This window comes from Lancefieldella sp. (assembly GCF_057237245.1).
In genome coordinates, this window is the sequence record NZ_DBHHJM010000001.1 from 335,683 (window position 1) to 348,103 (window position 12,421).

General features: G+C 48.8%; 10 protein-coding genes. 3 read left to right on the plus strand and 7 right to left on the minus strand.

What is annotated here, in order from left to right; genetic code table 11:
* Positions 1-471: 471 nt before the first annotated feature.
* On the plus strand, positions 472-1,791 hold the full coding sequence (locus ACO5GU_RS01630) for a radical SAM protein (RefSeq protein WP_484902623.1): 1,320 nt from the start codon (positions 472-474) through the stop codon (positions 1,789-1,791).
* Complete coding sequence (locus ACO5GU_RS01635; protein WP_484857285.1) at positions 1,784-3,424, plus strand: ATP-binding cassette domain-containing protein; 1,641 nt, start codon at positions 1,784-1,786, stop codon at positions 3,422-3,424. The genes ACO5GU_RS01630 and ACO5GU_RS01635 overlap by 8 nt, the downstream gene beginning before the upstream one ends.
* 1 nt (position 3,425) lies before the next feature.
* Here ACO5GU_RS01635 and ispF read toward each other — a convergent pair whose 3' ends face one another.
* The 7 genes from ispF to tatA all read right to left on the minus strand — a co-directional run bounded on the left by ispF (position 3,426) and on the right by tatA (position 11,256).
* Complete coding sequence (gene ispF / locus ACO5GU_RS01640) at positions 3,426-3,914, minus strand: 2-C-methyl-D-erythritol 2,4-cyclodiphosphate synthase (RefSeq protein WP_035435836.1); 489 nt, start codon at positions 3,912-3,914, stop codon at positions 3,426-3,428.
* Between the two features lie 2 nt (positions 3,915-3,916).
* On the minus strand, positions 3,917-4,720 hold the full coding sequence (gene ispD / locus ACO5GU_RS01645; protein ID WP_484929758.1) for a 2-C-methyl-D-erythritol 4-phosphate cytidylyltransferase: 804 nt from the start codon (positions 4,718-4,720) through the stop codon (positions 3,917-3,919).
* Positions 4,720-5,799, minus strand: coding sequence for a DNA integrity scanning diadenylate cyclase DisA (gene disA, locus ACO5GU_RS01650; RefSeq protein ID WP_035432082.1), 1,080 nt, complete (start codon positions 5,797-5,799; stop codon positions 4,720-4,722). The genes ispD and disA overlap by 1 nt, the downstream gene beginning before the upstream one ends.
* 221 nt (positions 5,800-6,020) lie before the next feature.
* Entirely contained in the window at positions 6,021-8,651 is a 2,631-nt protein-coding gene (locus ACO5GU_RS01655; protein ID WP_484929760.1) for an ATP-dependent Clp protease ATP-binding subunit, read from the minus strand.
* A gap of 219 nt (positions 8,652-8,870) precedes the next feature.
* Positions 8,871-10,451, minus strand: a complete 1,581-nt coding sequence (gene lysS / locus ACO5GU_RS01660) for a lysine--tRNA ligase (RefSeq protein WP_484847863.1) — start codon at positions 10,449-10,451, stop codon at positions 8,871-8,873.
* Between the two features lie 66 nt (positions 10,452-10,517).
* Positions 10,518-10,997: a transcription elongation factor GreA gene (greA, locus tag ACO5GU_RS01665; RefSeq protein WP_035426995.1), complete on the minus strand. Its 480-nt coding sequence runs from the start codon at positions 10,995-10,997 to the stop codon at positions 10,518-10,520.
* Positions 10,998-11,046: 49 nt separating this feature from the next.
* Positions 11,047-11,256: a twin-arginine translocase TatA/TatE family subunit gene (tatA, locus tag ACO5GU_RS01670; RefSeq protein ID WP_484814313.1), complete on the minus strand. Its 210-nt coding sequence runs from the start codon at positions 11,254-11,256 to the stop codon at positions 11,047-11,049.
* Positions 11,257-11,463: 207 nt separating this feature from the next.
* Between tatA and ACO5GU_RS01675 the strand changes: the two genes are divergently transcribed.
* Positions 11,464-12,183 (plus strand): spermidine synthase, encoded by a 720-nt coding sequence (locus ACO5GU_RS01675; RefSeq protein WP_484926461.1) that lies wholly within the window; start codon positions 11,464-11,466, stop codon positions 12,181-12,183.
* Positions 12,184-12,421: the final 238 nt, after the last annotated feature.

Consider the following 12,421-nt stretch of genomic DNA (forward strand, 5'->3'; position numbering starts at 1 on the left):
CAACCATTGTGTATTGGTGTAAGTATAAACGGTTTATAAAATTTTATTAAAATTATTGGCTAGCATTTTTAGCACACAATCAAAGTCAATTTTACAAAACGAATGTTTCAGAAATAAAAACTTCGGTGAAAATAATTTATTTAAATTAATACTCATACAAACTGAATAAGAATTCGCAGTTAAAATACATTTATTAAAAAATTAATGTATTTTATTATCAACCGCTTACCGATATAGAGGTTTTCTTTATCTATAAAACCTCCTACATTATTCAAAACGTGTTAGCTAACACATATATTTCTACTTTATAAGGAGAGAACAATGAAATGGATTGTTAAACCAACAAAACAAGTCACAACATTAGGTTACTGTGGAATTCGTATTGATATTTGTGGCGCAAGGCACAACGTCTAACTTAATTGCTGCTGGAGAGAATGTCTCTCCAGCAGTTTGAACTGTAGGTGAACAGATATGTCAAGCAGCTATAATGATATTAAATTCTCACAATATAATACTGTCTTTGAAAATGAAAATAATCTATACATTTATAATTCATTCACTGGTGGATTACTAGAAGTTGAGGAAACTTTAGAAAGATACTTTAAAATAGAAAAGGGTTTCGAGCAAATTCCAACTTTGCTTAATTCATTATCCGATGAAACATTAGAGGATTTAATTTCAGGTGGAATCCTAGTAGATAGTTCTGTCGACGAAGCAAAAGCTCTTCATTGCTCGTCACAAATCGCTCGATATACAACAGATAATTTAACATTGACGATTGCACCTACCACACATTGTAATTTTAGATGTCCTTACTGCTATGAAAACATTGATAATCAAACATCAATGTCGAATAACACAATTGATCAAATACCACACTTCATTGAAGCGAATTTTCCTAATTTAAAATCACTTCAAATCGTTTGGTATGGTGGAGAACCACTTCTTGAATTAGAAAAAATCACTACAATAACTAACAAATTGATTGACAACAACTATTGCTTGTTGCCAGCTTCAATCGTCACAAATGGATATCTATTAAATAGGCAAGTTGCTTATCAACTTACTGAACTTGGAATAAACTACGCTCAGGTCACAATCGATGGCTCAAGAAACGACCATGATTCACGCCGAATCCCTAAAACTGGTGTACCAACTTTTGACCGCATCCTTAACAACGTCCGGTCTTGCGCTGACTTACTGGACATTACAATCAGAATTAATGCTGATAAGACTAATATTGAGCATGCTGATGAACTCCTGGAAGACCTTAAAAAGTCTGGTCTAAGAGACAACGTTTCTATAAGCTTAGCACCGGTAACAAATTACAATGAGAAAAATAATGATTTGGGGATGTGTTTTTCATCTCCTCAATTTGCAGAAGAGGAATACATTTTCTATAAAAAAGCAATGCAAGAAGGATTTAATGTTATAGATAATCTTTTGCATCGAAGGCAAATTTGTGGAGCAATTTCATACAATTCCTATGTAATTGATCCTTCCGGTGACCTTTATAAATGCTGGGACTTAATAGGAGATACAACTGAAAAAATCGGAACAATATTTGATTCAATACAACTAAATCACAACCACTGTAAATGGCTTTTATATAATCCATATAAGGAAAGATGCATTAATTGTAAGGTCCTTCCTATGTGTAATGGTGGTTGTCCAAATCAATTTAACCAGACAGGTCAACTTGGTTGTTGTACAAGTCTTTATAATCTCGATAAAAAGTTAAAACTAATCTCATACGCATTAAATAATGATAGAGGTGATTCGAATGAGTAAGTTTTTTAACATTATCCGCTACTGTATATCTACCATTCTGAATAAAGGCAGTCTTGCGATTTTTCTCTTTCTGTCATTCTTTGTCACAGCGCTTATGGTGATCCAGCCGCTTCTTGTTGGATTTGTAATTAATCTTTTTATTGCAGGAACAACTTGGAATGAAATACTTTTCTATTGCGCTGTAGTTGCCGCACTAGGAATCCTTATTGCCGGCTGTTCCTATCTTGCTAAAACGCGCTATTGTCAATTGCAGATTGATTCTGCGTTTACTATTGAGCGACAGCTAATTGACAAGATTCAACATGCAGATTCATCGTTTTTCTCGTCATATGATTCTGGACATTACCGCCAGACAGTAAATAACGACGCTAATGACGTTTCAATGTTTATACTTACACAATGTGTGAGCTTTGCAACAACTGTGGTCTCCGTCATAGGCACGCTTGCGATTATTTTATATTTGAACCCATTAACCGCTCTTGTAACAGCTGTTCTACTATTGGTGAGCTTTATTATCTATAAGCAAATCCAAGCTTCGGCCTATAAAAGATACAAAGAATCTAAAGAGCTACGGTCCCAGTATGGATCGATTGAACTCTCACAGTTCACTGATGTAGATTTTATCAGGCGTCATTCTCTCTTTGAGCGTTTCTTTAATCAGCACTATGCCGTCAATCAAAAGCTTCGTAGTGCCATTCATGAGCAGTACAAGCTTGAGTTTGGCGTACAAGAATTAAACAATGCTGTGATTGCCGTATTCCAAGCCATTGTCTTTATTACCTGTGCATATCAAATTTTCCTTGGAGCACTGCAGCCTGGCTATATTGCAACAATCTCAAGCTATTTTGTATCGCTTTTAGGTTCTATTACGCTTCTCATGGAATTTGGTATGGCTTATCAGAGCATTACGGTAAGTCTTAATCGAATTGAACAGATTCTAGATTTACCTCAAGAATCCGTTGGTAGCATCATCCCATCAGACGATGTCAATCAAATTACCTGCACAAACGTGTCATTCTCTTATCCACATGCAAATAAAGTACTAATGAACAACTTGTCTTGTAGTTTTACAAAAGGAAATATATATGCCATTACCGGTGGAAACGGTACAGGCAAATCAACATTTCTGAAGCTCATTAACGGAGAGTGGTCTTCTCACCTGTCAGGCAATATTGCCATTAATGAAGATTTGCTAGCTCAAATTAATCAGTATGAACTTCGAAAAAATACGCTTGGATTTACCGAGCAAGAGCCAAGCATTGTTGACGATACAGTAAGAAATAATCTGACGCTGCTGTGCAAAAACCAACCAACAGATGAAGAGATAATCAGCTATATCAAGCTATTCAACCTGGAAAAATTGCTGCTTGGTGACGATCAAAATCTTGACGTTCGCCTGGGTGAAAGAAGCTCTGCTATCTCTGGTGGAGAAAAACAAAAGATTGCAATTATCCGCATGATGCTTATGAATCCAAGTGTTATGTTGCTTGACGAGCCTACTTCTGCGTTAGATCAAAAAAGTGTTGACGTCCTACTTACTCTTCTAAAGAAGGTCAAACAAGACCACATAATACTGCTCATATCTCATGACCCTAAAGTGGTGGAGGCAGCCGATCATATCGTAGAGCTGTAATTTATTGCGCGCTACGTCCCAGCAGCACAACTGCCCAGGCAGCAATACCTTCTTGAGTGCCCACAAAGCCAAGGCCTTCGGTGGTGGTTGCTTTTACACCAACTTTATCTGGTGAAACACCCATGACCTCAGCCATGCGGTTTCTCATAGCATCGCGATGAGGGAGCAACTTAGGCGCCTGAGCTGCAACGGTGCAATCACAGTCCAGAAGCTCAAAGCCCTCATTACGAACAAGCTGCATAACATGGGACAGGAGCACCATAGAATCAGCGCCCTCATAAGCGGGGTCTGTATCGGGGAAAAGCTGGCCAATGTCACCAGCGCGCATGGCTCCTAGCAGTGCATCCATAAGTGCATGAGCCAAAACATCAGCATCGGAGTGGCCGAGAAGACCCTTGGTGTGCTCAATTTTGATACCGCCTAAGATAAGATCTCTACCCTCTACCAGGCGATGAACATCGTATCCGTGACCGATTTTAAGCTCTGGCATACTCACTCTACAGCCCCACTTCCGGTTGCGCCTTCTACTAGGCGTCGGCTGAGCGTTGCTTCAACAATTGCAAGGTCAGACGGGTACGTGACCTTCACGTTTTCTCGTTGCGACTCAACGCACAATACCGTAAGACCAAGTCGCTCAACTAACGACGAGTCATCGGTTCCCTGGTAACCCTCCTGACGAGCTACTTCGTGAGCTTCAACGAGCGTGCGCGTCTTGAACACTTGAGGGGTCTGGGCAGCCCAGAAAGTAGAGCGGTCAGGTGTATCTACGATGGTTGCGCCGTCTACGCGCTTCAATGTATCAGTTGCGCGGTGAGCCAAAATTGCTCCCGCAATCTTAGGAGACTTGCGAACCGTGCCAATGACCTGCTCAATTGTCTCCACCTCAATGAGCGGACGTACCGCATCATGAACAGAAACAAAATCGTATCCGGCAGGTACTACCTGGAGCGCGTTGTAAACCGATTCCTGTCTGGTAGCACCAGACGTTGCAAAGTGAACAGGATTGTGGAGTACAAGCTTGCCCACAACACCATCCTGAACTGCAGCGCGTTTCTCGTCAGAGCAAGCAATCACAATGTGAGCCACACTTGGCGCGTGATCAAACGCAAGGATTGACCAGCTCATCAGCGGAAGACCGCAGACAGAAATAAACTGTTTACCGTCAGGATATCCAAAGCGCTCGCCAATGCCGCCAGCCACAATGACGGCCACGGTATCGGCTTTTGCTCCATGAGTTGTGAGGCGAGAAGGACGTGGCTTTGACACGACCTTTGCACAGGTGCTGCTTGCAGCCATTATTCTGACTTACCCCACATTCTGCGGAGACTGTTAGCAAGTGCACCGGGGTTCTCGACACCCAGAGATTTGAGGCTAGACGTATCGTTTTCTGCAACGTGAAGCAGCTGCTGCAGATTATCGTAGGCGTCAACAATTCTAGCTGCAATCTCATCGTTGACCACATGAACGCGGGAAAGCGTGCGCAGGCCCAGAGGCTCCATGGATGCATCTTCTCCGCGGCCATCGGAGTAACCAAGAATCTGGCCAACACTTTCTGCGGAACGGAGCTCAGTGTTTGCTGTCTCGTGGAAGCGGCGGCGAATGGCGCGCGCCTCTTCAGCAGAAGAATCTACAGCGTAGTCGCGAATCATCAGGTTATAGGCCTCGTCGATACCGCCCAAATATTCCTCGCGCTGCATAGCGGTGGTTTTGCCCTCACTACCTAGCTCCAAAAGACAAGAATCAAGCTGGTCAGCGGCACTCAAAAGCACCTCAAACAGGTAGAAAATGCCTGCTACATCGCCCAGGGTGACGTAGTTATCAAGCTCAAGCGCGGTTAGGCGTAAAAGAGCGCGATCAAGCTGCTGGCGCGTATTTTGCATAGCAACCGAGAGCTGATTGACGGTAGACATAATGGCTGGTACCGACTTCAGCGGAATAACGTGACCATCAACGTAGACCGTAATCAACGAACGGCGAGAAGACACTGCAATCACAATAGACTTGGTGAGCAAGCTCATGCGAGCGGCAGTACGGTGACGAGTACCTGTTTCTGCAGTTGGAAGCGTTGCATCAGGATTGAGGTGGAAGTTGGCGCGCAGAATTCTGGTGAGGTCTTTGTCCACCACTACAGCGCCGTCCATCTTGCAGAGCTCAAACAGTCGGTTTGCTGTGAAGGAAACATCAAGTTTGAAACCATCTCCGCCCGCAGCAAGGACGTTTTCTGTATCTCCTACACAAATGAGGGCGCCCAGACGACCAGCGATAATCATGTCCAGTGCAACGCGGAGCGCTGTGCCAGGAGCAGTCATCTTCAGAGCGGTGGCAATACGGTCCTCGTTTTCTGTTGCGCTTGGATCAAGTTGCGTTGGCTCCATGGCTCTCCCTCAATTACTTGCAGCTTACAGGCTGCGTTTTGCGATCTGGTACGTTTACGGCTTCAATTTGTTTCATCATTTCAAGTATACGGTTTTGTTGCCGGCGCGTGTAGTGACGGTTTGGAGAAGACGGGTTTCTCGCCAAGAGCTTCTGCCAAGAGAACTGTGTGTTTTAGCTGCGATACAAAAAGACCCGAGGCAGAACCTCGGGTCGGAGTGTCTTACTCGGCGGAAGACATCAGGTCGGACGAACCGCCTGCACTACCCTGTGGCAGCGAGGATGGACCCATGCTGACATCCATCTGGTCAAGCTGCGCCATGGTCTCTTTCTTGCGAGGCTCAGGGATAACGCCCGTGGTCTTGGTGAACACAAGCTTTTTACCCTCAGCATCAACATCAACAGCAACAATGTCTCCTGCAGCCCACTGACCAGAGAGAAGCTCCTCAGACAGCGGATCTTCAATCATCGACTGAATGGTGCGACGCAGTGGACGAGCGCCGTAGACAGGATCGGTTCCGTCTTTGGCAATCAGATCCTTTGCAGCCTCGGTGAGCTCAATGGACATACCGTTGGCAATCAGGCGATCGCGCAGCTCAAGAACCATGAGGTCAACAATACCACGAAGCTGCTCGGTAGAGAGCGACTTGAAGACAACAATCTCGTCCACACGGTTCAAGAACTCTGGACGGAATCCACGCTTGAGCTCGGACATAACGCGGCTGGTAATCTCTTTGTCGGAGAGGCCCTTAGAACCCTCTGACGAGAAGCCCATAGTGTTGGTGCGGGCAATCTCGCGAGCGCCAATGTTGGAGGTCATGATGACAACCGTGTTGGAGAAGTCCACGTGACGGCCTTGACCGTCAGTCAAGCGGCCCTCGTCCAGAATCTGCAGCAAGATGTTGAAGACGTCAGGATGTGCCTTCTCAATCTCATCAAAGAGCAGGACAGAGTATGGACGACGACGAACAGCCTTGGTGAGCTCTCCGCCCTCATCGTAGCCCACGTATCCTGGAGGAGCACCAACCAGCTTAGCTACAGTGTGACGCTCCATGTACTCGGACATGTCGTAAGAAAGCAGGGCGTCTTCGGAGCCAAACAGGAACTCTGCCAGGGCTTTTGCAAGCTCAGTCTTACCTACGCCGGAAGGTCCCAAGAAGATGAAGGAGCCACCAGGACGCTTTGGGTCTTTGAGAGGACTACGGCTTCTGCGGATTGCTTTTGCAACCTTAACAACAGCCTCGTCCTGACCAACAACACGCTGGTGAAGGATGTCTTCTGTACGAAGCAGCCTTGAAGCCTCAGTCTCGGTTAGGTTAGAGACAGGAACGCCGGTGATGCCAGAGACAACCTTTGCAATGTCGTCCTCGTCAACGGTGACAATATTCTTGTCCAGCTGCTCGCGCCACTCAGTTTCTAGGCGATCCCTCTCTGCTACCAAGGATTTCTCCTGGTCGCGCAGACGGGCTGCCTGCTCAAACTCTTGAGCGCTTGCTGCCTCGGATTTCTGGGTACGAACGCGGAGAAGATCTGCGTCTACCTGGGCAATCTCTGGTGGAAGGCTCATCTTGTGGATGCGAGCGCGAGCACCAGCCTCATCAAGGACGTCAATTGCCTTGTCTGGCAGGAAGCGGTCCTGAATGTAGCGGCTCGAAAGCACAACGGCAGCCTTGATAGCAGCCTCGGTGTAGTGGACGTGGTGGTGCTTCTCGTAGCGGTCCTGAAGACCGTGGATGATAGAAATGGTGTCGTCGTTGTTTGGCTCGCCGATGTTGACAGGCTGGAAACGCCTCTCAAATGCAGCGTCCTTCTCGACATGTTTACGATACTCTTCTGCCGTAGTTGCACCAATGACCTGGATTTCTCCACGAGACAGCGGTGGCTTCAAGATGGACGCGGCGTCGATGGAGCCCTCTGCGGAGCCGGCGCCAATGACGGTGTGAATCTCGTCAATGAAGAGGATGTCATTCTTGGATTTCTCCAGCTCAGCAACAACCTTCTTCATGCGGTCCTCGAACTCACCGCGATACTTAGAACCTGCTACCAGACTTGCCAGGTCAAGCGTCCAAACCTGCTTTCCGCGCAGGATGTCAGGGACGTTGCCGGATGCAATGAGCTGAGCCAAGCCCTCAACAATGGCGGTCTTACCAACGCCGGGATCGCCCAGGATAAGTGGGTTGTTCTTCTGGCGGCGGGCAAGAACCTGCATGACACGCTCAATCTCGCGGTCACGACCGATGACAGGGTCAAGCTTTTTATCTGCGGCAAGCTTGGTAAGGTTGCGGCCAAACTGCTCCAGCATGGAGGCATCGTCGTTTGCGTTAGGACGCATCTGACCAGCGCCAACAGGCATGCCAAAGATGCCACCCTCAATGCGAGGCTCTGCCATACGAGGACCAGCTGGTGCATCATCTGGAGTCTGGGCAACCAGCTCATCAACGGCGTTTCTTACCGCGTCGCCCGAGACACCCATGGTACGCAGGGCATCCATAGCGCGACCATTGCCCTCAGATACAATGCCCAAGAGCAGGTGCTCTGTTGCAATATAGCTTTGACCGTGGGTCATAGTTTCTCTGTACGCGTCCTCAAGCACGCGCTTTGCGCGAGGAGTAAACGGAATGTGGCCGCCAGGAATAGGATCTCCTGCGCCCGTGGTGAGCTCTTTTACGGTTGCTAGGGCCTCATCATACGAGACCTCCAGCTTAGCCAGAGCCTGAGCAGCAATGCCCTCCCCCTCTTTGATGAGAGCAAGTAGCAGGTGCTCGGTACCGACATACATCTGGCCAAGACCGCGAGCCTCGTCCTGAGCCAGGCTCATGACTTTACGCGCTCTGTCAGTGAATTTATCAAACATGTGCTGAAACCTCTCAAAACTCTCTTGATTTGGATAGGTATGTACCCAAAAGGTTAAACCCACAATCACAAGAAACCGGTACCCGTAAAAGTGCAGGTACCGGTTTTAATTGATGTGACTATCGTGTGAACACAAAGGATTTTAAGACAGGCGTGTCACAAAGTTTCAAGTCTCATTGTGGTATGTCGCGAGCGTTGAATCCGCAGTGCGCTCAAACTCTTAGCGCTTCTCGGGCTTGAGCTGTGGGAAGAGAAGGACGTCGCGGATTGAAGGCTGATCGCAGAAAAGCATAATCATGCGGTCGATGCCATAGCCAATGCCGCCCGCTGGTGGCATGCCGTACTCAAGCGCGCGGATGAAGTCGTAATCGTACTCCATGGCCTCTTCGTCACCCTGACGCTTAGCCTCCATCTGGGCAGCAAAGCGCTCCTCCTGGTCAACGGGGTCGTTGAGCTCGGAGTATGCGTTTGCGTACTCTGCACCGCAGATAATGAGCTCAAAGCGGTCGGTCAGACGAGGATCGTCTGCTTTACGCTTGGTGAGCGGAGAAACCTCTGCAGGATAATCGCAGACAAAGGTTGGGTTTACGATGCTCTTCTCGCCAAGCTCGTCGTAGATCTCAAACAGCAGCTTGCCGGCCTGCCACTCTGGGTTCCACTCAATCTCATAGCGGTCCAGGACTGCGCGGAGCTTCTCGACAGGGGTGTCAATGGAGAGCTCCTCGCCGGTGACCTCGGAAGCAATCTCTGCCAGGGACGCAACGCGCCAGTTGCCGGATAGGTCAACTTCGGTGCCCTGATAAGTGATGACCTCGTGTCCCTCCTCGCAGCCGCAAGCCTTACGGGCAATCTCCTGGAAGAGGTTCTGGGAAAGCTCGCGCATGCCGGCCAGGTCAGAGTAGGCGGCATATGCCTCCATAGAGGTGAACTCTGGGTTATGCGTGAGGTCGGTGCCCTCGTTTCTGAACTGACGACCAAGCTCGTAGACGCGCTCAAGACCGCCAACAAGCAGGCGCTTCAGTGGAAGCTCGGTTGCAATGCGCAGGTAGTTCTCGGTGTTCAGAGCGTTGTAGTGCGTGATGAACGGCTTTGCGTTTGCGCCGCCAAGAATCTCCTGAAGAACAGGGGTCTCAACCTCCATGTAACCGTCCGCCTCCATGAACTGGCGGATGATGGAGATGATCTGGGAGCGCTTGCGAAACACGTCGCGGACCTCGGGGTTCATGATGAGGTCAACATAGCGCTGACGATAACGAACCTCGCGGTCGGTGAGGCCGTGGAACTTCTCAGGCAGAGGACGCAGCGACTTGGAGAGGACCTCCAGCGAGGTGACTGCCAGGGAAAGCTGGCCACGGCGCGTACGCATGATGGCGCCGGTTGCGCCGATGATGTCGCCAAGGTCGAGAAGACCCAGGAGCTCCCAGTTCTTCTCGTCAAGGTTGTTGATGCGACAGAAAAGCTGAATCTGGCCGGTGAAGTCCTCTACCACGACAAACGCGATCTTGCCCTGGTTGCGGATGGCACGGACGCGGCCGGCCACGGAATAGACTTCCTCGCCAGTCTGGCCGTCCTCGAGGTCAGCATAGCGCTCCTCCAGCTCAGCGACGTGAGCGGTGACGGTGGACTTGATTGGGTATGGGTCAATGCCAGTGTCGATGAGCGCCTGGCGACGGGAACGGCGCTGAGCACGCTCGTCGTTGATGGAAGCCTCTGGGGTGACCTCGGTTGCGTCGACGTTCTCGGCGGCGGTTGCGTCAGCGGCGGCCGAGCTACCAGCGATGTTGTTCTCTACTTCGGACATGTATCCTCCACGTAAAAACGCCCCGCGCCAGACGGACACGGGGCGACCAAAATCTTTTGTGCCAGTCTAGCGAGTAATAGAGGTAATGGTGTACTTCTTCACCTTGCCGTTTGGCGTGGTGAACTCAACCTCGTCGCCCTTCTTATGACCAATAAGAGCCTCGCCAGCTGGGGACTCGTTAGAGATCTTGTGCTCAAGGGAGTTAGTCTCAGTAGTACCAACAATTACATATTTAGTTGTCTTGCCTTTTGCATCAGCAAGCTCGACGGTTGTGCCGATTGCAACGGTGACGTTGCGCTTGCTGCCGCCCTCGACAACCTTTGCGACAGAGAGAATCTGGCGAATCTCGTTGATGCGGGACTCGTTGTGAGACTGCTCTTCTTTTGCAGCGTCATACTCGGAGTTCTCAGAAAGGTCACCAAAACCACGAGCCTCTTTGATGCGCTCAACAATCTCGTCGTGTTTCTCGCCCTCACGATAAGCCAGTTCATCGACAAGCTTCTGACGGCCTTCTGGGGTAAGTACAATCTCTTTAGTAGTGTCCATCGTGTTCTTTCTGTTGATGGGTCAGTCAGTCTATACGTGTGAGATGGGGTTACTCAGCCTTTTTGGACTCTTCGTCCTCAACGAGCTCAGCCTCTGGCTCCTTGGTTTCTTCCTTGGTCTCAGACTCCATGCCCTCACGAACGCTCTTGACGGTCTCGCCGACAGCCTTGCCGAGCTTTGGAAGGTTCTTAGGTCCAAAGATGACCATAACAACGACAACAATAATCAGAAGCTCAGGAATACCAAGTCCTAAAATCATATAAACCCCCAGAAAATCTTTTCCTGTAAAAGCGTTCAGAAAAAACGCCGTATCGGCTAGTATAACCGAGGGAAACCTTACTAACAAGGAATTAACATGGTCTTACATGATTTTTGGACATTTTTTATCTGGTCGACCGTAGCGGGTCTTGCCGTTATTGGTATTTACCAGCTATTTCTGTTAATTCTACGCACTCGAGGCGTTTTTGTGACGCGTACCAAATTTGGCCTCACGATGATTTTTGACTCCGAGGACGCCGACGGTACGCCCATTAGGCTGCTCAACGTTAACGGCACCTTCCAGTCCGTGAGCTACATTGCGCCTGAGCTGCGCTTTGAGCTCTGCATCCACTATCACCGCATGATGGCGAAGGTCATCCAGCAGGTGTCTGCTCGAGGTCACGTTGTAGTCATGGGCGGCGGAGGTTTCTCGCTGCCAAAGCACCTGGCCACGCACATGAAAGGCGGCGTTATTGATGCGATCGAGATTGATCCGAAGATAGTCTCGCTTGCGCGCGAGCATTTCTTTCTGGACGAGGCTCTAGCTGCGGCTTCAAGTGAGCTGCGTATTGTCGAGGACGACGCCTGGAAGGTTCTGCAGGATGCAGATGCTAGCAGCATTAACGTGCTGGTAAACGAGGTGTTTGCTGGTCGAAAATCTCTTGGACCCCTGGGAACAGCGGCTGGTGCACAAACGGTCAAAGAAAAACTTGCAGCTGACGGGGTGTATCTGGCCGATGTTCGCTGTCCGCTGGAAGGTCGCGGTTCTGCGCTGCTTTCACAGGTTTCGGACGTGTTTGCGCAGGAGTTTGCACACGTCGCGTATGTGCCCGAGTGGCCCGATACTCCTAAAACACCAGGTAACAACCTTTTAATTGCAACTGATGCGGATATCGCACTTCCCGAAGGCGCTGTTGTGGTGAAATAACGTCGCTTTGAGAGCCGGCTACTATCCAATTGACCGAGCAACATCCAATCACCCGAGAAAATTGCATATTCCACCTTCTTTATGCGGAGTTTTGTATCAAAAATTTGACTCACCAAAATTTGACCCCTCTTTTGGGTAAAAAATCCGTTTAGTTGGAAGTCAAATCGCAATCACGGAAATTCCTGACTTGCATTTGCGCAGGTAGCAAAAAGTGTCCAGATTTTGCTATTTTTATCCG

Bases quoted from the DNA above. Each gene is read 5' to 3' on its own strand.
- lysS (WP_484847863.1), bottom strand. From the start codon at position 10,451: ATGTCCGAAGTAGAGAACAACATCGCTGGTAGCTCGGCCGCCGCTGAC.
- ACO5GU_RS01630 (WP_484902623.1), top strand. From the start codon at position 472: ATGTCAAGCAGCTATAATGATATTAAATTCTCACAATATAATACTGTC.
- disA (WP_035432082.1), bottom strand. From the start codon at position 5,799: ATGGAGCCAACGCAACTTGATCCAAGCGCAACAGAAAACGAGGACCGT.
- ispF (WP_035435836.1), bottom strand. From the start codon at position 3,914: ATGCCAGAGCTTAAAATCGGTCACGGATACGATGTTCATCGCCTGGTA.
- tatA (WP_484814313.1), bottom strand. From the start codon at position 11,256: ATGATTTTAGGACTTGGTATTCCTGAGCTTCTGATTATTGTTGTCGTT.
- greA (WP_035426995.1), bottom strand. From the start codon at position 10,997: ATGGACACTACTAAAGAGATTGTACTTACCCCAGAAGGCCGTCAGAAG.
- ispD (WP_484929758.1), bottom strand. From the start codon at position 4,720: ATGGCTGCAAGCAGCACCTGTGCAAAGGTCGTGTCAAAGCCACGTCCT.
- ACO5GU_RS01655 (WP_484929760.1), bottom strand. From the start codon at position 8,651: ATGTTTGATAAATTCACTGACAGAGCGCGTAAAGTCATGAGCCTGGCT.
- ACO5GU_RS01635 (WP_484857285.1), top strand. From the start codon at position 1,784: ATGAGTAAGTTTTTTAACATTATCCGCTACTGTATATCTACCATTCTG.